Here is a 21,133-nt window from a genome sequence, read left to right as displayed (position 1 = left end):
TAATTAATTAACCGATTCAATAAAAAATCGCACAAAAGTACTCTTTTACAACTAGCAAAAAAAATAAGCGGGTGTGTTCCGCTTATTTATGATGTATTTAATATATAATTGTAAAAATTAAAATGTGATTACAGCAGTGGTTTTGCAGAAAAATTCTAGCTGGTAATACGGTAAAATTAATTTTTTACTATTGTCTTGTTTATTACGCCTTCCGAAGTCTCTAAGCGAAGAAACAATATTCCAGTGTTAAATTTTGATACATTTATGGTTTTTGAAAATGCTTCGGCGTATAAAACTTGCCCTAACGAATTATAAATCTCAACTTTCTGAACGTCTAAATATGCGGGTTTTTCAAGAGTAATAATTCCCGAAGTTGGATTGGGATAAACAACAATTTTTTGTTCTAAAGCGAAATTTTCAGTACCCAATATTACATTGTTGCTTCTTGAAATTATATCGTATTCCGGATCAAAACGCACACTTTGTACCGTAAAGTTTACCGCTGGCTGGTAGGTTTGGTTGTTTGTGGTATTGTCTAAAACTATATCTAGTACTTCGCCCTGTGTTCCGTTAATTCGTAATGGCACCGGCGCATCAAAATACGAAACGGAAGAATGGCTTTGAGTTTGTGAAATCTTCACATAAATACTTCCAGAATTTACTTGATTCCACGTAATTGTGTAGCGCGGATATCCTTCGCCATATACCCAATCATCAAAAAACTCGGAAAGATTAGCGCCACTGGCGGTTTCCATATTTCTTATTAAATCGCCAGTTTTGGCATACCCATAAGCAAGTTGAGGGTCAGCCAGATAATCTTTTAGTCCTTGATAAAAAACGGCGTCGCCCAATTTCTTGCGAAGCATGTGCAGCACCATCGCCCCCTTATTATAACTTAACCTGCTGCTAAAAATTCGGTTTACCGAGGTAGTGTCTTGGGCGGGTATATAAACCGAACCATCGGGATAATTGGTAATTGAAGAAATTTTGTCCTGCCTCCAAGCTCTAAAATCTGTACTCCCGTCAAAATCTTCTACCACCAACCCTGACAAATAAGTAGCAAAACCTTCGTTAAGCCAAATATCTTGCCAGCTACCACACGTAACTTTATCACCAAACCATTGGTGAGCAAGTTCGTGTGCAATTAATCCGCGTCCAAGGCTGCCCATAAACGAAACTGTGGTGTGTTCCATCCCGCCGCCCCAACCAAACTGGGCGTGACCATATTTTTCGCTGGCGTAGGGATAGGGTTCAAAGAGATCTGAAAACAGATTCATAATATCTACCGTTACGGGCGTACGCGATTGTGCATACGAAAGATCTTCGGGGTAGATGTAATTTATTATTTCAAACGGATTCCCATTATTGGCAACGGTATGCGAATAAACCGAATAATTGGTAACAGCAATGGCAATTAAATAAGCCGGAATAGGATATTGATGCCTAAAATGGGTGGTTTTAGTGTTTCCATTTATAGTCTGGCTTAATTCCAAACCGTTGGCAACCGCAATATACTCTTCATTTGAAGGATTGAGTCGTGGTGTGGTAATATAAACGTCTATCATATCTATTTTGTCGTTTAAATCCTGTTTGCACGGCCACCAAGCTTTTGCGCCAAAAGGTTCTGAAAGAGTCCACATTACGGGGTCGCCGTTGTGTGTGTCTATTTCAAAAGATCCAAAACCGGAACTAATGGGATTGCCCGAGTAGCTTATTGCTAACGAGTCTAAAACGCCAGTAGCCTGCATTTGCGGTAAGGTAATAACAACTTCGTCGTTGTTGTTTTGCGTAAAACTTAGTGGGGTGCCGCGCTGCGTAACTTGCGATACCGTCATATTATCTACAAGTTCAAAGGTTACAGTGTTTAAATCTTCTTTTGCTACAAAATGCGAGGTAACTTTACCCGAAATAAATGCCTGCTGTGGGTCTATGTTAAATTCTAATCTGTGGTATTTAAGGTCGTAATTACCGGTGTTTAGGTTTACTGGTTTTCCAAACCAGCCAGTTGCTGCTTTAGCTTCGGCTTCGCTAATGTATTCGTTTTGAAAATTTTGTGAAAAGGATACAAGTGAGATAAGTAGTAAGGCGGGGAGTAGAAGTGTTTTCATTTTAAAATAATTTTTTAATTTAATAATTTCAACAACGTATCTCTTAAAAATGAGGCGTTGAAATGAAATATTTCAGTAGAATAATTCTGAATGTTAAATGTATTCATTTTGATGAATTTAGAGACTATTTTTGCTCTCGAATATAGAAATTGAGTCTAAAATTTAACGCAATGCTTTCTTTTTTCCGTAAATATAAATTCTTCGCAATTGTTTTATTTATCCTGTCTGCCATTATTATAACGGCGATTTATCAAATAATGAAGCCGAAGGAATCGTTAAAAATATTTCAACCGGCCGATGTTTCGGCAGAGCTTGTAGATAGTACACTTCAATATGTAAAAAGATATCATACCATTGCAGATTTTAGTTTAATAAATCAAAACGGAAAGACCATTACGCAAGACGATTACAAAGATAAAATTTACGTTGCCGATTTTTTCTTTACAACCTGCCAAACAATTTGTCCAATAATGACCGATCATATGGTTGAAATTCAGGAAAAACTCAAAAACGACCACGACGTTCTTTTGTTATCCCATACGGTAACACCTGAAATAGACAGCGTGCCGCAATTAAAAAAATACGCTTTGGAAAAAGGAGTGAATGATGATAAATGGAACTTGGTTACCGGCGACAAAAAGGAAATATATAATCTGGCTCGAAAATCGTACCTAGCTGCGAAGGACGTTCCTTTTCAGGAAAATGATCTTGTACATACCGAAAACTTTGTTTTGGTAGATAAAAAGAAACGCATTCGCGGATTTTATGACGGAACAGATCCCGAAGCCATAGAATCACTCCTTCACGATATTAAAGTACTGGAACAGGAAGACTAAGCGGTAAGGGTAAGTACCGGTTGCGGCTTTGTGCTAGTCGGGTTTAATAATTATTAATCACGAATTCTTCTTTCTAAATTAAAACACTTACTTTTGCCTTGTTTAAACTCAATCTAAATAAAAATATGGCAATTACGATTGCTTCACTAAAGAAAGGTCAACGGGGCATTATTAAAGAATTTTCCGTAGATGTAGTACCCCTAAAATTATTAGAGATGGGCTGTCTGCCCGGTAATGAGGTGAGTCTAGTACAAATTGCGCCTTTTAACGATCCGCTTTATTTAAACATAAACGGAAGTCATCTTGCCATTCGTAAAGAAACGGCTTGTTTGATTGAGATAGAACTGATTTAATTTTTTAAAATATTCCGCTGTCTTTGAGCGGAGCCTAATTTAGGTTATTGAGCGAAGTCAAAATATGGCAAAACACATAAATGTAGCACTTATTGGAAACCCAAACACCGGAAAAACATCTGTGTTTAATAGGCTTACGGGACTAAACCAAAAAGTGGGTAACTATCCCGGAATAACAGTAGAAAAAAAACAAGGCTCGTGCAAATTTGGCCGTGCGTGTAAAGTACACGTCTTAGATTTGCCAGGTACTTATAGTTTAAATGCCTCCTCCTTAGATGAAAATGTAGTAATTGAATTATTACTCAACAAAAACGATAAAGATTTTCCAGACGTTGCCGTTGTGGTTGCCGATGTAGAAAATTTAAAACGCAATTTGTTATTATTTACCCAAATTAAAGATTTAGGTATTCCTGCCATTTTAGCCATTAATATGTCTGACCGCATGAAACGGAAAGCAATATCGCTGGATGTGCCGCTGCTCGAAGAAAAATTACAGACAAAAATTGCGCTTATAAGCTCACGGAAAAATCTAGGATTCGAGTATTTAAAAGAATTAATTGAAAATTACAATCAGCTTTCCACAAAGCCGTGTTTAAATGCCAGTAGTATTTCTCCTGAATACTTTGACCGTTTGCGCAAGGCATTCCCAAATCAGGATCTTTACAAATTGTGGTTGGTTATAACCCAGGACGTTAACTTCGGAAAGTTAGACCGAAATGAATTAAAGGGAGTGGTTTCCTTTAAAACAGAATCAAAGAGCAATTTAAAACGGCTTCAGCAAAAAGAAACCATTATTCGGTATCAGTTTATAAACGAAACTTTAAAACAAACCCTTCATATAGATTCGGCAAACGCCAAAGATTTACGCAGTCGTCTAGACCGTATATTAACCCATAAAGTATGGGGTTACGTTATTTTCTTTGGAATTTTACTCCTTATTTTCCAAGCTATTTTTGATTGGAGCGAATACCCTATGGATTTTATAGACCAAACGTTTGCCTCTTTGAGCGAATGGGCTAAAACTACATTGCCGGCGGGAGAATTTTCTAATTTAATAGCCGAAGGAATAATTCCAGGATTGGGAGGGATAGTAATATTTATTCCACAGATCGCCTTTCTATTTCTCTTTATTTCCATCTTGGAAGAAACCGGCTACATGAGCCGCGTTGTTTTTTTGATGGATAAACTAATGCGTCGCTTTGGGCTGAGCGGTAAGAGTGTTGTGCCACTGGTAGCTGGTACCGCTTGCGCCATTCCTGCAATTATGGCCACCCGTAATATTGAAAACTGGAAAGAACGATTAATAACCATTTTAGTTACGCCCTTTACTACTTGTTCGGCGCGTTTGCCAGTATATTTAATTATTATTGCTTTGGTAATTCCCGATACCCGTGTCTTGGGAATTTTCAGCTTACAGGGGCTTACCCTTATGTTTATGTATATTTTGGGCTTTGGAGCTGCAATTTTTTCGGCATATCTTCTCGATAAAATATTAAAAATACGCTCCAAGAGTTTCTTTGTGGTAGAAATGCCCAATTACAAACTTCCGCTGCCAAAAAATGTACTCATAACCGTTGTTGAAAAAACGAAAGCATTTGTTTTTGGAGCCGGAAAAATAATTCTTGCTATTTCAGTTATACTTTGGGTTTTAGCTTCCTACGGACCGGGTAATTTTAATAATGCCGAAGAAATTATTAAATCTGAATACGCTTCGCAAAATCTTTCAGAAGAAGAAATTGAAATGCACATAGATTCGTATAAGCTGGAGCATTCGTACATTGGCCACATTGGTCATGCCATTGAGCCCGCAGTGCGCCCTTTGGGTTACGATTGGAAAATAGGAATAGCACTGGTTAGCTCTTTTGCTGCACGCGAAGTATTTGTAGGAACCCTCGCCACCATATATAGTGTGGGCAACGACGACGAACAAACTATTAAAAGTAGAATGGCCGCCGAAGTAAATCCTGTTTTGGGAGGGCCGTTGTTTAATTTTGCCAGTGGTGTGTCGCTCTTGTTATTTTATGCGTTTGCAATGCAGTGTATGAGTACCCTAGCAATTGTAAAACGCGAAACAAATAGCTGGAAATGGCCTATGTGGCAGTTGGTTGTTATGACCGTAATCGCCTATGTAGTATCCTTGGCAGCATATCAATTTTTAAAATAAATAGCTTTATTATGCAAACAATTTTAGTTTTAATAACATTCGCTTTGGCCGTATTTTATATGATTACTAAGTTTATTTGGAATCCTTTTAAAACTAGTAAAAGTGGAATAAAAAATAAGCCCGGAGACCATTCAGATTGCAGTAGTTGTAGTTTCCATTAAACTTTCTGTTTTTTATTCAACAGTATTTTCCTCGTTGTAAAATAGAAGGGTATTGAGTATCTTTGCACTATGCAAACAATATTAGTTTTAATAACTTTTTCAATCGCTGCAGGCTTTTTACTTAAAAAGTTTGTTTGGAACCCTATTTTTGAATCGCGCCAAAACTCAAGTGGCACTTTGGATGGCGGAAAAACAAAATGTGGCAAAAGAGACTGTGGTTGCCACTGATTATTTGTTCTTTTCTTCACAAATTAACAATACATATTTTTTCTCTTTTCCAGCATCTTCTGAGCTTGGATAAGGATTTAGTTTTAAACCGTTAATTGCAAATTCTTTGGAGCTGAATATATTCGTATTCTTCGCTTCGCCAGGTCTAGTTTCGCCAAAAGTTAATATTTTTTCCTCGGTATTCCCGTTTGCCGTTACGGCAACTTTTACTTTCGCACGTCCGGCCCAGATACAATCTACACCCGTTGGGCAGCGAGAATCTTCTACCACTTCCAAAAATTTTATTGAAATGCCTTTTAAAACAACGGTTTCTCCTTTGGGTACTTTTACTGCAATTTTAGGAGTTTCGGCAGCATCGTCCTGTGCAAAGGCAAATGTTGAAAAAAGAATAAGTATAGCTAACAGTGAATTTTTCATCGTATTTATTTTTTTTCGAATTTAAAGATACTATAAAAAATAGTGCCAAAAAACCGGCGATGTAAAATGAGCTCTGCAAATTTTGTGATCCGGATAACTATTTTATCCTCTAAAAAGGAAGAAATCCTTTTTCATCGGTTCTATTTTTTCGTCTTTATTGCTGATTATATATTCAAGCGATTTTTCGGTAAAAGCGAGACCTTTTTCCGTTAGTGAAACTATATCGGTTTCTATTTCAACGAGATTGTTTTTTTCGGCTAAATCTAAAACGGTTTTAGCCCTAACGGCACCCCAATTAATATGTTCTTGTAAATGATTTATATGTCGTTCACTTACTTCCTCATGCCTATTTAAATGTAATAAAAAGGTTATAAGCGAAACTTCTATCCGCTGTTGTTTTTGGCGGTAAAGCACAGAAATAAGCCCTTTTTTTGGCGCAAATAAATAAACCAATAAAAATATTGCACCCAACATAGTAGCGATAGAACCCGAAATGGAAGCATCTAATAAATTAGCGGTCCAATAACCCGATACAGCCGAAAACACTCCGAAAAATAACGAAAGTGCAATCATTTTTTTTAAGTCTTCAGTGAGCAAATAGGCAGTGGCGGCCGGAGCAATCATTAAAGCTACAACCAAGATTGCGCCAACGGCATCAAAAGCGCCTACTACAGTTATTGATGATACAGACATTAGGCCGTAGTGCATTAGTAATGGTGAAATTCCCAATGCCGAAGATAGGCCAGCATCAAAAGTGCTTACTTTTAATTCTTTAAAAAACAGTATTAATAAGCTTACGGTAATCAATAAAATGCTTCCCATTATCCACAAGGATTTTGGGCCCCAATTTGCACCATCTACCATAAACCGGTTAAAAGGGGCAAAGGCTAGTTCGCCTAACAAAACAGCGTCAATATCTAAATGCACGTCACTGGCATTCTTAGCTATTAAAATAACTCCGATGCTAAATAATACAGGAAAAACCAAGCCAATAGCCGTATCTTCCTTTACAAGGCCAGTCTTTTGAATAAACTCTACCAATACCACCGTAATAACACCAAAAAGTGCTGCTAATAAAATAAGTAATGGCGAATTTAAATCTTGGGTTATAAAAAAGCCAATAACAATGCCCGGTAAAATTGAATGACTTATCGCGTCGCTAATTAATGACATCTTCCGAAGTACCAAAAATACACCGGGTATGGCACAAGCCATGGCCACTACGGCTGCAATAAGCTGTATTTCTATTTGCGGATTACTCATTTTCGGTTTTTTGATTGTACATTTCCTGTGCCTGTTTATAACCTTTTGGTGTCATAGCCCATTGCTGCCCTTCGACAACTATCCAGCCTTCATTTTCTAATTTTTTAAGCGAACCCTTTGTGAATCCGTGAAAATTATTCAGGATACGAATGGCGTGCGGATGCGAAATATTTTTGTGGTCCTGTACGATGCCATACATAAATTGAAGGGTTTTCATTAGTTTTAAATTAGATCGGTTTTTACGAAATCTAATTTCGCGAAATAGCAATCCTCTTTTATGGGAAAATATAAATGAAAACAATACAAATACACCGGCCACCAATACAATTACTGGACCGGTTGAAAGATTGTTTTGGCTCGCACTAATTGCCGTTCCGAATACACCCGAAAACGCTCCAATAATGGCTGCCAATATAACCATGGTTCCCAAGTTATTTGTCCATTGCCGAGCCGCCGCCGCCGGAGCCAAGAGTATAGCGCTCATTAAAACCACCCCGACCGTTTGCAGCCCCAATACTATTGCCAACACAATTAAAAATGTAATTAGTACATCAATAAATTTGGTATTAAAACCAAGGGTTTTTGTATAGTCTGGGTCAAAAAGAAGTATTTTGAATTCTTTCCAAAAAAGGAGCATTACCAAAAGTGAAATTCCGGTAACGATAATCATTAAATTTACATCGCTTTCTACGAGTGTGGCCGCTTGCCCAAAAAGATATTTGTCTAATCCCGCTTGGTTTGCATTGGGCTGTTTTTGAATAAAGGTGAGCAAAAGCATTCCAAAACCGAAGAATACCGAAAGAATAATCCCCAGGGCAGCATCGCTTTTTAAATGAGTTTTTGAAGTAATTCCGCGAATCCAAAAAGTACCGATTAAGCCGCTGACCAATGCGCCCAATAATAAGGTGCCAGAATCTTTGGCTCCCGTAATTAAAAACGCCATTGCAATGCCTGGCAGTGCTGCATGCGATATTGCATCGCCCAACAGACTTTCCTTTCTAAGTACGGCAAAACTACCCAACATACCACAAATAGCGCCTAACACGGCCGTTCCCAATGTTATGGTGCGCATGGTGTAATCTGTCCAGAGTAAGTTGAAATATTCAGTTATTGACATAATATTGAGTCAGAAGTCTTAAGTTGCTAGCCGATTGATTTTATTGGTTTTTCTTTACATATTTGTGTAGTGATATATTCATTTTTTCCCAACAGAAACAGAGTTTCGCTGCATTTTGGAGTTAAACTATATTTAAACCCCCATCTGTTTTTGATACACTACGAACCCTTCAAATTTAAAAATTGGATATTTCAATGTAATGTATTTCAGATTCGTTTAAACGCTACTAGCTAGTTGCTATTTATTCACAGCAACTTTATAGTTAATTCCGTAAGTTTTGGTTAGATTATCATCGTTAAAAATATCTTTCACCGGCCCGGTGGCTATTTTCTTCACATTTAAAAAAGTTACCCAATCAAAGTATTCCGGTACGGTTTGTAAATCGTGATGAACTACAATTACGGTCTTTCCAGCTTTTCGCAATTCCTTTAAAATATTAATAATTGCAATTTCGGTAGTAGCATCAACGCCCTGAAACGGTTCGTCCATAAAATAGATGGAAGCATCCTGTACCAAAGCCCTCGCTAAAAAAACACGTTGTTGCTGGCCGCCGCTTAATTGGCTTATCTGCCTATTTTTGTAGGGAAGCATACCAACTTTTTCCATAGATTCTAAGGCAATTTTTTTCTCCTTTGTCCCCGGTCGCTTTATCCAGCCCAAACTACCATAGGTGCCCATCATTACCACATCGAGCGCAGTTGTGGGAAAATCCCAATCTACACTGCCTTTCTGGGGGACATAAGCCACTAATTTTCGTTGTTTTGAATACGGTTTGCCATAGATAGATATACTGCCCGCAATGGGTTTTATGATGCCCAAAATAGCTTTTATAAGAGTAGATTTACCCGCACCATTTGGACCTACAATAGCCATTAGCACACCTTCGGGAACGGACAGATCAATATCCCATAACACAGGTTTATAATTATACGCTACGGTAAGGTCGTCTATCTGAACTGCAATTTTTTGCTTCATTTCTTTTAAATTTTAAACCTTACTTAAGTGCGTTTACAATTGTATTTACGTTGTATTTAAACATCCCAATGTAGGTGCCTTCTACTGTGCCCGTATTTCCGAGAGCATCACTGTAGAGCGAGCCGCCAATTTCCACATTGTGGTTTTTAGACAGCACAGACGCTCGCAGCGCTTCAATAGTTCGGCGTGGTACGGAGCTTTCCACAAAAATGGCTTTTATGTTATTTTGAATAATAAAATCCGAAAGATTTTGCACATCTTTTACGCCCGCTTCGGTTGCGGTAGAAATGCCTTGTAGCCCAACTACCTTAAAATCGTACGCTTTTCCGAAGTAATTAAAGGCATCGTGCGCTGTTACTAAAATGCGCTTTTCTTTAGGTAAGGTAGCAATAATAGCCTTGACTTCGCTTTCTAAATTGTCTAATTTTTTTTGATAAATAGTGTTGTTTTCTGAATAGCTTTCGGCATTTTTTGGATCGGCTTTAGATAGTTCTTCAGTAATTATTTGTGCAAACTGTTTGAAAAATTGAATATTGAACCAAACATGCGGATCAAAATTTGAAGCAAAATTTTCTGAAGCTATCAATTGCTCTTTCGGAAGCCTATCACCTAGAGAGACAGTGTTTTTGGATCCTTCCATTTTTTCGAATATATCAACCAATTTTCCCTCCAAATGCAGGCCACTATAAAAAATAATATCGGCGTTGTAAAGTTTTGAAACGTCTCCTTCGCTCGCCTTGTAAAGATGCGGATCTACACCAGCGCCCATAAGTCCTTCTAACGAAATATTGTCCCCTCCAATTTCAGAAACAGCATCGGTTAGCATGGTAGTTGTAGTTACAACTTTTATTCTACCATCGTCCGTAGCCTTGTCATTACAGCTAATTAGAAGGGTTAAAATTGCTAGTACTATAAGTTTTTTCATTGTATTTTATCTTTTTCCAATCAATAATTTTAATCGGTATTTGCATTATACCTACACACTTAAAGTGTTTGCACGTAAATATTTTCAGCCACGGTTTTCGAAATAAAAAACTGATCTTTTCCCACGGAAATAACCATAGAGCCATCAAAAAATTCCTTACCCAATACCTTTATTTTAGTGCCTATACTTATTTGTTTTTTGTCGAGATACTGTAAAAATTCTGTGCTGGATTCTTTTACACCCACACAAACACCCTGCTGATTTTTCTCAATTTCTGAAAGCAATTTTTTTTCGGTACGCTTTAACACGCCGTGTTTATCGGGGATGGGATCGCCATGAGGATCAAAATCGGGGCTGCCTAAAAATTTATCGAGACGCGTAATTAACTCATCAGATTGAATATGTTCCAATTGTTCCGCAATTTCGTGGACTTCGTCCCAATGGAAATTTAATTTTTCCACTAAAAAAACTTCCCATAAACGATGTTTCCGTATTACGGAAGCAGCAATTTTTCTGCCTTTTTCAGTTAGTTGAGCACCTTTGTAGCGTTTGTAAATAAGCATTTTTTTCTCTGCCAATTTTTGCACCATATCTGTCACTGAAGATGGCTTGGTTTCCATACTCTCAGCAATGGCGTTGGTGCTAATCTCTCCCGTGCTTTCCAATTCCAGATGGAATATTGCTTTTAGATAATTTTCTTCCGCAAGTGTCATCATTAAATTTATATTTATGCAAAGATATATTTTTTTATCCTAAAATATAGTTTTAGTTTTGCCTAAAATATTAATTACCCAAAGCTAATTATATGAAATTTTTTCAATGTTTTTTTCTTTTTTCAGCAACCATAGTTTCGGCTCAAGTAAATAAATCTACAATTTCCGGAACAGTATCGACTCTGGGCAATCCCATTCCCTTTGCACAGGTTTTTGTTAAAGGTACTACACAAGGTGCAAGTGCTGACGAGGATGGTAAGTATCAATTTTATTTAGACGAAGGCACGTTTACAATCGTAGCGCAATCGCAAGGATACACATCCGAAAGCAAAACTATTACTATAGAAAATAAGCAATTTGTATCTCTGAATTTTGAATTATCTGAACGAAATGAAGAACTGGATCAAGTTGTAGTTACGGGTACACGTACTGCAAAACGCCGGGTAGATTCACCTGTAATTGTAAATTTAATTAACAGTGAAACCCTCGAAAAGGTAGTTGCCACAGATTTAGCCAACGGCCTGCGTTTTCAGCCAGGGCTACGCGTAGAAACCGATTGTCAGACTTGTAATTACACGCAAATTCGAATGAATGGATTACAGGGTGGCTACTCACAAATACTCATTAATGGCCGCTCCATTTTCAGTCCGTTAACCGGTTTATACGGCCTAGAACAAATTCCTGTAAATATGATTGAACGTATTGAAGTTGTTCGCGGTGGCGTTTCGGCACTCTACGGATCTAGTGCCATTGGCGGAACGGTAAACGTAATTACTAAAATTCCGAAACAAAATAATTATAGCTTAAGCAATACTTACGAAAGTATTGACGGTAAAGCGTATCAAAATGTAATTAACGGAAATGCCACAGTTGTAAACAAAGATTACAATGCAGGAGCAAATTTTTTTGTAAGTAATAGAAATAGAACTGCTTATGATGCAAATGATGATAACTTTTCTGAATTGCCCGAATTAAAAAGCAATTCATTTGGAGTAAATGCTTTTTATCTTCCCAGTGAAAATTCAAAACTTGAGATGAGTATTAGCAGCCTAAACGAATATCGTTACGGCGGCGAAATGGTTGACAAACCTGCATATCTAGCAAATCAATCGGAAGAGCGTACCCACAATGTTTTAATGGGAAGTTTAGATTATCAAATTAATTTTAATGAAGATAAAAGTTCGCTCATAGTGTATTATGGCGCTCAAAAAACAGATCGCGATCATTACACGGGAATAATACCTGATGATCAAGCGGAGCAACAAGCCTTTTTTGCGGCTCCACCATACGGTGTCTCTGAAGTTACAACGCATCAAGGTGGAGCGCAATACAACCACAAGATCAATAGCTTTTTAGGTGGAAAAACGGTGCTAACTGGGGGTCTGGAATACGTTTATGACGATGTTTTTGATCAAATTGAAACGTACAACTACCTAACAGATCAAACCACTAAAAATTTGGGTGCTTTTGTACAAAATGACTGGGACATTTTTAAAAATATTAATTTTCTTTCCGGGTTCCGAATAGACAAACACAACTTGGTAGATCACGCCATTTTTAGTCCGCGACTTTCACTTTTGTACAAATTAAAGGAAACTACACAATTTCGGCTTGGATGGGGTACAGGTTTTCGCGGGCCACAAGCGTTTGATACAGATTTGCACATAGCCTTTGCTGGCGGCGGAGTATCGCGAATTTCACTTGCTGAAGATTTATTTGAAGAGAAATCCAACAGTTTTACCGCTTCGGTAAATTACGATAAAGCTACCGAGCACTTTATAGCGGGCTTTACTGTTGAAGGATTTTACACACATTTAAAAGATGCGTTTTATCTTTTTCCGTTGGGGGAGGATGATTATGGTGAGCGTTTTGAAAAACGCAATGGTAATGGCGCTACCGTAAAAGGAATTACTTTGGAGGCGAGAGCCAATTACGACTATTTGCTAGAACTGGATGCCGGATTTACCATTCAATCTAGTTTGTTTAACGAGGCCGTTTTAAATATTGATAGCCTTCCGGCAAAACGCGAATTTTTACGAACTCCCAATAATTACGGATACGCAACACTAACGTACACTCCTACCAAAAAACTGAGCGCAACTGCCAATTTGGTGTACACGGGCACTATGGATATTCTTCACCTTGCTGGCCCAAATACGGGGCAGGCTATAAATGAATATTACGCAACTCCTAGTTTTACTGAATTGAGTTTGCGAATGGGTTACACTATTAATCTCTCAAAAATAAACACCGGACTTGAACTTTATGGAGGTGTAAAAAATATAACCAATAGCTATCAAAATGATTTCGACTTCGGAAAAAATCGCGACAGTAATTATGTTTACGGACCGGGAGCACCGCGTACTGTTTTCGCGGGTTTAAAAATTAAGTCTATCTAAAATGAAACGAATTTTTGTTTTGCTAATTTGTTTTTTGGTTTGGGCCAGTTCCGCTTCTTCGCAGGAGGAAGGAGCGGTAAACTGGCTTACTTTTGAACAATTGGAAGATTCGTTAAAAACAAATCCGAAAAAAGTGTTTATTGATTTTTATGCAGATTGGTGCGGCCCGTGTTTGCAAATGCAGCGCCATGTTTTTACCGATAAAAAAATAATTAAATTATTAAGTAAGCAGTATTACGCAGTAAAAATGAATGTTGAAAGTACAGATACCATTCAGTTTGGCAATGATGTTTTTTTTAATGAACGACAGAACCGCAGAAACCCCATTCATCAAATTCCATTGCTAATGGCGAGCAGAAAAAACAAACCATTTTCGTTACCAGCGCTCATTATTTTAGATGAAAAATTTAAGGCACAAGCCCGGTATTTTCAATATTTAAATGTGGAACAACTGTCAGAAATTTTAGAAAAAACTATATCTGAAAAACAATAACTACAAAATTGCGTGTCCTTTTAGAATTTAAAATCCACGCTCTTTTTGAAGCTGCTCGTAGGCCTCCTGCACTTTATTGAACTTTTCTTCGCCTCCTTTTTGGTGTGCTTCGTCCATATGCTGTAGTTTGTCGGGGTGGTATTTTTTTACCATTGTGCGATAGGCAGCTTTTATTTCGGCATTCGTGGCTGTTTTGTCTATTTCCAAAATTTTGTAGGCGCTATCCGGATTTTTAAAGAACATGGCTTTTATGCTTTCAAAGTCGCGAGCGTAAACGCCCAAGAAACCCGCAATACGGTTTATTTCATTTACTTCGGCAGTAGAAACGCTTCCATCTGCATTTGCAATGCTGAATAAAAAGTGAAGAATTTGCAACCTGCTTTCATAACGCGTTCTTTGGCGCAAAAGGCTACAAATGCTTTGTGCAGATATTTCACGCTTTTTAATTACTTCGTTAAAAACCTTAAAAGTTGCATTAGCCCGCTCCCGACCGTAGGCTTGCACAAAATACTGCCTAACGTAATCCAATTCGGTTTGGCTAACCTGCCCATCGGCCTTTATAACTAAAGAAGCCAATGATAGTAAGTTTAGCTCAAAATCTGCCGGGGTAACTTGTCGTGACGAACCAAATGATGTTTGAAAAGTCTTGCCTTTTACACTTAGGTTATCTAATAGGCTTCCAATTATAAATCCTGCCACAGCACCGGGGAAGCGATATAAAAAATAACCTAGTACGGCTAATAACCAACGAATCATAAATTGTAATTTTTCTTTTAAAACGGCGACAAAGGTAACTATTAAAAGCTCCAAATCTCAAAATTCAAATACCAAATAATTTTGAAAAACTAAATTACAAACAACAATAATTAAACTAATTGCTTTTAATTATTGTGCCATTTATGTACTATTTTTTTAAAACTTGATGTTTGGGATTTGGGATTTATTTGAAAACATTTCGATTTCAAATTTTGTATCTTTGCAGTCAATTTTTAATACACTTTAAATAGAAATAATATGTATCCACCAGAATTAATAAAACCAATGCGCGAAGACCTAACAAAAATAGGTTTTTCTGAATTACATACCGCAGCCGATGTAGAAACGGCTTTAGAAAAAGAAGGAACAACCTTGGTAGTGGTAAATTCGGTTTGCGGTTGCGCAGCTGCCAATGCACGTCCGGGAGCAGCCATGTCTATCCAAAACGATAAAAAACCTGACCACTTGGTAACGGTTTTTGCCGGAGTAGATCGTGAGGCCGTAGATGCGGCAAGAGCAAATATGGTTCCGTTCCCACCAAGTTCACCATCAATGGCTTTGTTTAAAAACGGCGAATTGGTACATATGTTAGAGCGTCACCATATTGAAGGCCGCCCTGCACAAATGATTGCTGAAAACCTAAAAGGAGCATACAACGAATATTGCTAAAACGCAGTGATACAGCTCAACAAACCACTAACTATTGTTATAGGTGTTTTAGCTTTCGGGGCCATTATTTATAATTTTTACGACGCTCCACAAGTTTCCCATTTATTGGGAAAGGAAGTTAATAATTGGCTTTACCGTGCGTTTTGGGTTGTGGTAATTGCGATATGCGTTTATAATTTTATCCAGATTGACCGAAATACACTTAAGAATAAATCGAAATCTAAACGGAATTCGAAACAAAGAAAATCTTAAAATCAGCAACTGAAATTTGCAAATGGAAAAACCGTCTTTTTTAGGGCGGTTTTCTTACTTTTGAATACAAATGAAAGCACTCTTAAAACTCATAAGCTATCCCTTTTCAGTATTGTTTTACCTATTTTTTGGGATAACCATATTGGTTTTTCATCCATTGCAATGGGCTGCGTTTAATTGGTTCGGGTACAGCGCCCATAAAAAAATGGTCGATGCTTTTAATTGGACACTTTTGCGATGTTTAAATGTTGTGGGAACAACTTTCAGTATAAAAATTGATAAAAATATTCCCGAAAACGTACCACTTATAATTGTTTCCAATCATCAGAGTATGTGGGATATTTCGCCCATAAGCTGGTATTTGCGAAAATATCATCCCAAGTTTATTTCGAAAGTTGAATTGGGCAAGGGAATTCCGTCCATATCTTTTAACCTGCGCCATGGCGGTTCAATTTTAATAGATAGAAAAAACCCACGACAAGCCATTGTTGAAATGGTGAAGTTTTCAAAATATCTTCAAACGCACAACCGCAGCGGCGTTATTTTTCCCGAAGGAACACGGAGTAAAACTGGAGCGCCAAAACCTTTTAGAAGAACCGGTTTACAAACGCTTTTCAAAAAAATTCCGGATGGGTATGTTGTGCCGGTAACTATAAATAATTCGTGGAAATTACAACGAAATGGAATGTTTCCGATACAAATGGGCGTTTGCTTAGAATTAATTGCACATCCTGCCATTAAAATTTCAGATTTTGAAGTGGAAGAATTAATTGATAACGTAGAAAAAACGGTTATTTCAAAAATACACGAATAATGATTTCAGTTACTTTTGAAGAATTAATTCAGAATACAATTGCCTTTGTAAAAGATGAATTAGAAAATGCCGAAGGCGGCCACGATTGGTTTCATGTGGAACGGGTTTATAAAAACGCGCTCCTAATTTCCGAAGGTGAAAATGTGAATAAAACAGTTGTTGCTCTTGGAGCTTTACTTCACGATATAGCCGATTCAAAATTTCACAGTGGCGACGAAACGGTTGGTCCTAAAAAGGCGCGACAATTTTTAAAATTTCAAAATGTTTCTGAAGAAATTATAGCCCACGTTGTAAAAATTATTGAAAATATTTCGTTTAAAGGCGGCAACAGAACTCAAAGTTTTAGCTCAAAAGAATTAGATGTCGTGCAAGATGCAGATAGGTTAGATGCGTTGGGAGCTATTGGCATTGCGCGCACTTTTAATTTCGGCGGATTTAAAAACAGAAAACTTTACGACCCCGAAATTAAACCGAATTTAAAAATGACTCCATCTGAATACAAAGCGTCAAGCGCACCTACTATTAATCATTTTTATGAAAAATTGCTGCTTTTAAAAGATCGAATGAATACCGAAACCGGAAAGAAAATTGCCGCCCAAAGACATGATTTTATGGAAGCGTTTTTACAACAATTTTATGCCGAATGGAATGGCACAAGGTAGAATTTTGCATCTGCGAACCGAACCGCAGGATTAAAAACTAAAACAACGTAGTCTGTGGATTTTTAAGCTGAAGAAAATGCGATGTATCTAAAGGCGCTGCTACCCTATTAATTAAATATCGTTTTTTAGCAATGGCCATCGTGTTTTTAATTTGCTCGCTAATGGTACCTTCGCCTCTTATTCGTCTTCCCCAATTGCTATCGTTGAGGTTTCCGCCGTGGCATTCGGCTATTTGATTTAAAATTCGCTCCGCTTTATCGGGAATGGTTTTATGCGCCCAATCTGTAAAGATTTCAGCAATCTGTCCGTTTAGGCGAACAATGGTGTAGCTAACATCCTTTGCTCCGAGCTCTGCAACTTTTTTTACTAAAGGAAGAATTTCGTGGCTGTTTAACGACGGAATTATTGGCGCCATCATTACCCGAACGGGAATGCCATTGGCCGAAAGTATCTCCACAGTTTTAAGGCGTTGCTTTATGCTTGCAGTTCGAGGTTCTAACAATCTGCGCGTATCTTCAGAAAGCGAAGTAATGGAAAGATTTACCGAAATTATGTTCAGTTTAGCCATTTCTTTTAAAATATCCAGATCGCGAAGTATCAATGAATTTTTAGTGATAATGCCGGTTGGGTGTTTCCACTTTGACATTACTTCCAAACATTTTCGGGTTATTTCCATTTTGCGCTCCAAAGGCTGGTAGCAATCTGTATTTCCTGAAAATACAATTGTTTCGCCCTCCCAATTTTTTGAAGTGATTTTTTCCTCTAAAAGTTGGGGTGCATTTCTTTTAAAAAGAATTTTCCGTTCAAAATCCAAGCCCGCGCCGTACCCCCAATATTCGTGACTATTTCGGGCGTAACAATACACGCAACCGTGCTCGCATCCTTGATAGGGATTTGCCGAAAAACCCATTCCAACGTCTGGGCTATTTACTTTGTTTACAAAGGTTTTGGGGAAAATTTCAATGTATTTTGTTTTGTTTTTATCTGCTTCTTCGCCTTCCGCTTCACAGAAGTTTAAATACTCGTTCAGCACTTCGTGTTGGTTTTCGGAGAAACGATTGTGAACATTTTTTTGGGCGCCACGACCTTTTAAAATAGTATCAGACATAAAAACGTTGAAGAATTTAAACCTTCAAAGATATTTATTATTTGGAAATATTCCTAATTAAATGGGATTTATTCCTACAATTAATATTAGATTGGAGTAAAAAAAGGGTCAATAAAGACCCTTTAATACAGTTAAAAACTCCTTTAAGAAATTTGGATATTGCGAGGCGGTTTTTGTTTTGCTTCCTCTTTTTTTGGAAGATGGATTCGTAAAACTCCCTCGTTATAAGTAGCTTTAATTTTCCCGTCTTCCACGGTTTCAGGAAGGGTAAAACTTCGTTTAAAGGAGGAGTAACCAAATTCCTTTCGAGTGTAATTCTCCTTGGTCTCTTCGTTATTTTCTTCCACCTCGGTTGCAATAGAAAGTACTTGGTTTTCCAGATTTATATTAAAATCAGATTTTTTTAGACCCGGAACTGCCATTTCCACAAAATACGCATCGGCGGTTTCCTTAATATTTACTTTAGGAAGACTCATTCCGGTATTGAAATTTTGCGAAAAGGTGGAAGATAATTCCCTGTTAAAAATATCGTCTATCCAAGAGGACCAAGTAGGGAGGTAGCTGGAACTATTATTGGTTGTTCTAGTTAAACCTCCATTTTTAGGAACATTCATTACTGTGCTCATAATAATTAAGATTTAAGTTAAACTTTTTAACGATAACGGAACAAAAAAAATACCAAACTGAAAGATATTTTGATTTAAAGAAATTTTTAAAAATTTTTAAGAAAATTATCAAAAGACTTTCAGAGTTATTGTACTTATAGTGTCATTTTGACATTTTTAAAATGACAAATTTTCAAATTTTTTCCGATTGGCTATTAAACTAAATGTTTTTAGTTGGCAACGGCTTTTTTGAATACCTCTGTTCCACCAACAACTGGAATTTCAATTGTGGTTTCATCAAGATCAATTGTTAAAATTGTTCCCGGTTTTGGCAATAAAGTGAATTTATTGTCACTCGAAAAAATCATTAGTCCAATTTGCTGCCCCGCAGGAATTATTTGATCGTCCGGCTGTAAGTCAAAAGAAAGTTCATAAAATGTACCGGGTTGTAAAGGCTCACTTTCCGAAATGGATTTATAATTCTGAGGGTCTGCCCAACCGCGAGTGATAATATTGTCGGTTATTTTTGCATCTGGCGCATTGTTCCACGGCAAAGAAACCATCCAAACCGAAAGGCTAGCCGCTGGTTTGCTGCTGGCCAATTTTATATGCAATTTTGAAAGGCCCGAAAGATGTAAATCTTCCTTTAAAACTGGTGTTACAAATAGTAATCTGTGAATAGAATTTGCAAGTTGTGCGAGTGAATCTCCCGAAAAATGATAGTCATCAACCAAAGTTCGCGTGCCTTGCTTTTTAGTTTTTTCAACCGTTAAGATTCCTTCATTTTTTGAAGTTGCTATTAAATTAAGCATAACTTTTTCAGCATCCGGATTTGGATAATTGGCGTAGGGGGTAGGATTGTTATTATCGTCATCTTCGCGAACAATCCAAGCTTTTGGGCCGTTTTCTATTTCGTTTTCAATTCCGAATAAGTATTTTGTAAACCATTTATTCATCATCGGCAGCGGTGGCGGTCCGCCGTGCCCTTTTTGATGGTAGTAAATTTTTACTGGAAGCCCCATTTCTTTGGCTTTTTTATAAATTCTAAAACTGTGTTCAGGCATTACGTTCCAGTCGTTAAAACCGTGCGCCATAAACAATGCGGAGGTCATCGGTTCCATATCGTTTAAATAATCGCGGCCAGCCCAGAACTCGTTATAATCTCCTGTTTTGCGGTCTATGCCTTTTATTATTTCGTCATCACGATATTTAGCGTTGTTGTGGGCACGTTTAGATTCGTCGCCACTATGAATAAAATCGTAAAGAACATCCACATCCTCCCCCAAATATCCTCCGGGGGAACGCACCAATCCGTTGGAGCGGTAATAGTGATAATACGAAGTATTTGGCGCAATCGGGATAATTGCCTCGAGCCCTTCAACGCCTGTAGTTGCAGCTGCTAAGGGAATAGTTCCATTATACGAAGTGCCCGTCATACCTACTTTTCCAGTGGCCCAATAAGCCTTTACCTCTTCGTTTCCGGTGGGAGTTGTATAGCCTTTTGCACGACCATTTAACCAATCAATTACTGCCTTTGGAGCTAGCGATTCGTTATCCCCGCCCACGGTTGGTGAGCCTTGCGAAAGTCCCGTTCCAGGCGAAGAGGAATGCACAACAATAAAACCGCGCGGCACCCAAGTATGTATTTGAGAGTTTGAAATTATGGGTCGCTCCCCGCGTCTTGTAACAGATGGATGCACTATTGGATCGCTTACATCGCCCAATTCCTGGTATACGTTATAAAATGCTCCTTCGGTTTCTGGCGCCACTCCGGCAAAATATGGGCTTGATTCATAAATAACAGGCAGTTTTAAACCGTCGGTTTCGGTTTGTATTGGCCTTGTAACGTCAACGTGCATACGGTCTGGTTTCCCATCGCCATCGGTATCAAAAGTAGTTTCCACCCATAAATCGGTACGAATCCAATCTGCTTGATTTTCAAAAGCTGGAACAATTTGTGCTTCGCCATCTTTAAACCACGGTTCGGCTTTTTCTTGGGCTATTGATGAAATAGTAAATAGAAAAGCCGCAAATAATAGAAAGTAAGTTTTCATAATATTTAGAATATAATTTCTAAAAAGAATTTTTTAAAGTTACGAATCTTCCTGAAAGCTT

19 protein-coding genes are annotated in these 21,133 nt (G+C 37.7%); 8 read left to right on the top strand and 11 right to left on the bottom strand.

Annotation, left to right across the window (positions count from 1 at the left end; genetic code table 11):
- Positions 1-176: 176 nt before the first annotated feature.
- Positions 177-2,108 (bottom strand): M1 family metallopeptidase, encoded by a 1,932-nt coding sequence (locus VZD24_RS03510; protein ID WP_342686843.1) that lies wholly within the window; start codon positions 2,106-2,108, stop codon positions 177-179.
- 170 nt (positions 2,109-2,278) lie between these two features.
- Here VZD24_RS03510 and VZD24_RS03505 point away from each other — a divergent pair, with 170 nt between their 5' ends.
- The 3 genes from VZD24_RS03505 (at position 2,279) to feoB (ending at position 5,461) form a co-directional block, all read left to right on the top strand.
- Entirely contained in the window at positions 2,279-2,944 is a 666-nt protein-coding gene (locus VZD24_RS03505) for an SCO family protein (protein WP_279449763.1), read from the top strand.
- Positions 2,945-3,069: 125 nt separating this feature from the next.
- A complete protein-coding gene (locus VZD24_RS03500) occupies positions 3,070-3,297 on the top strand; it encodes a FeoA family protein (RefSeq protein ID WP_279449764.1) in 228 nt (75 codons plus the stop codon).
- Between the two features lie 64 nt (positions 3,298-3,361).
- Positions 3,362-5,461: a ferrous iron transport protein B gene (gene feoB, locus VZD24_RS03495; protein WP_342686844.1), complete on the top strand. Its 2,100-nt coding sequence runs from the start codon at positions 3,362-3,364 to the stop codon at positions 5,459-5,461.
- Between the two features lie 389 nt (positions 5,462-5,850).
- On the opposite strand, the gene VZD24_RS03490 is transcribed toward feoB, so the two are convergent.
- The 6 genes from VZD24_RS03490 to VZD24_RS03465 all read right to left on the bottom strand — a co-directional run bounded on the left by VZD24_RS03490 (position 5,851) and on the right by VZD24_RS03465 (position 11,263).
- Positions 5,851-6,267, bottom strand: coding sequence for a hypothetical protein (locus VZD24_RS03490; RefSeq protein WP_342686846.1), 417 nt, complete (start codon positions 6,265-6,267; stop codon positions 5,851-5,853).
- 102 nt (positions 6,268-6,369) lie between these two features.
- Entirely contained in the window at positions 6,370-7,530 is a 1,161-nt protein-coding gene (locus tag VZD24_RS03485; RefSeq protein ID WP_342686847.1) for a metal ABC transporter permease, read from the bottom strand.
- Complete coding sequence (locus tag VZD24_RS03480) at positions 7,523-8,647, bottom strand: metal ABC transporter permease (protein WP_342686848.1); 1,125 nt, start codon at positions 8,645-8,647, stop codon at positions 7,523-7,525. Before VZD24_RS03480 ends, VZD24_RS03485 begins: the two co-directional genes overlap by 8 nt.
- Positions 8,648-8,884: 237 nt before the next feature.
- Entirely contained in the window at positions 8,885-9,622 is a 738-nt protein-coding gene (locus VZD24_RS03475) for a metal ABC transporter ATP-binding protein (RefSeq protein WP_279449771.1), read from the bottom strand.
- A 19-nt stretch (positions 9,623-9,641) separates the two neighbouring features.
- Positions 9,642-10,547: a metal ABC transporter solute-binding protein, Zn/Mn family gene (locus tag VZD24_RS03470; RefSeq protein WP_279449772.1), complete on the bottom strand. Its 906-nt coding sequence runs from the start codon at positions 10,545-10,547 to the stop codon at positions 9,642-9,644.
- A gap of 59 nt (positions 10,548-10,606) precedes the next feature.
- Positions 10,607-11,263, bottom strand: a complete 657-nt coding sequence (locus VZD24_RS03465; RefSeq protein ID WP_279449773.1) for a metal-dependent transcriptional regulator — start codon at positions 11,261-11,263, stop codon at positions 10,607-10,609.
- Between the two features lie 89 nt (positions 11,264-11,352).
- Between VZD24_RS03465 and VZD24_RS03460 the strand changes: the two genes are divergently transcribed.
- Positions 11,353-13,659: a TonB-dependent receptor gene (locus VZD24_RS03460; protein ID WP_342686849.1), complete on the top strand. Its 2,307-nt coding sequence runs from the start codon at positions 11,353-11,355 to the stop codon at positions 13,657-13,659.
- A 1-nt stretch (position 13,660) separates the two neighbouring features.
- The gene (locus VZD24_RS03455) at positions 13,661-14,152 is read left to right on the top strand and encodes a thioredoxin family protein (RefSeq protein WP_279449775.1); all 492 of its coding nucleotides are present in this window, start codon (positions 13,661-13,663) and stop codon (positions 14,150-14,152) included.
- Between the two features lie 27 nt (positions 14,153-14,179).
- On the opposite strand, the gene VZD24_RS03450 is transcribed toward VZD24_RS03455, so the two are convergent.
- Entirely contained in the window at positions 14,180-14,908 is a 729-nt protein-coding gene (locus tag VZD24_RS03450; RefSeq protein ID WP_279450232.1) for a TerB family tellurite resistance protein, read from the bottom strand.
- A 258-nt stretch (positions 14,909-15,166) separates the two neighbouring features.
- Between VZD24_RS03450 and VZD24_RS03445 the strand changes: the two genes are divergently transcribed.
- From VZD24_RS03445 to VZD24_RS03435, 3 genes are all read left to right on the top strand, one after another.
- The gene (locus VZD24_RS03445) at positions 15,167-15,577 is read left to right on the top strand and encodes a BrxA/BrxB family bacilliredoxin (RefSeq protein ID WP_342686850.1); all 411 of its coding nucleotides are present in this window, start codon (positions 15,167-15,169) and stop codon (positions 15,575-15,577) included.
- A gap of 322 nt (positions 15,578-15,899) precedes the next feature.
- Positions 15,900-16,643, top strand: a complete 744-nt coding sequence (locus tag VZD24_RS03440) for a lysophospholipid acyltransferase family protein (protein WP_279449777.1) — start codon at positions 15,900-15,902, stop codon at positions 16,641-16,643.
- Complete coding sequence (locus VZD24_RS03435; RefSeq protein ID WP_342686851.1) at positions 16,643-17,305, top strand: HD domain-containing protein; 663 nt, start codon at positions 16,643-16,645, stop codon at positions 17,303-17,305. The genes VZD24_RS03440 and VZD24_RS03435 overlap by 1 nt, the downstream gene beginning before the upstream one ends.
- 37 nt (positions 17,306-17,342) lie before the next feature.
- On the opposite strand, the gene VZD24_RS03430 is transcribed toward VZD24_RS03435, so the two are convergent.
- The 3 genes from VZD24_RS03430 to VZD24_RS03420 all read right to left on the bottom strand — a co-directional run bounded on the left by VZD24_RS03430 (position 17,343) and on the right by VZD24_RS03420 (position 21,072).
- Positions 17,343-18,413, bottom strand: a complete 1,071-nt coding sequence (locus VZD24_RS03430) for a PA0069 family radical SAM protein (protein ID WP_342686852.1) — start codon at positions 18,411-18,413, stop codon at positions 17,343-17,345.
- Between the two features lie 143 nt (positions 18,414-18,556).
- Positions 18,557-19,039 carry an Hsp20/alpha crystallin family protein gene (locus VZD24_RS03425; RefSeq protein ID WP_279449780.1) on the bottom strand — a complete coding sequence of 161 codons (483 nt, stop codon included), beginning with the start codon at positions 19,037-19,039 and terminating at the stop codon, positions 18,557-18,559.
- 209 nt (positions 19,040-19,248) lie between these two features.
- On the bottom strand, positions 19,249-21,072 hold the full coding sequence (locus VZD24_RS03420) for a Xaa-Pro dipeptidyl-peptidase (RefSeq protein ID WP_342686854.1): 1,824 nt from the start codon (positions 21,070-21,072) through the stop codon (positions 19,249-19,251).
- Positions 21,073-21,133: the final 61 nt, after the last annotated feature.

It is taken from the genome of Aequorivita flava, from assembly GCF_038742595.1.
Taxonomy (GTDB): Bacteria; Bacteroidota; Bacteroidia; order Flavobacteriales; family Flavobacteriaceae; genus Aequorivita; species Aequorivita marisscotiae.
The sequence above is the reverse complement of the archived record's forward strand: the minus strand, read 5'-3'. Positions and strand labels throughout refer to the sequence as shown.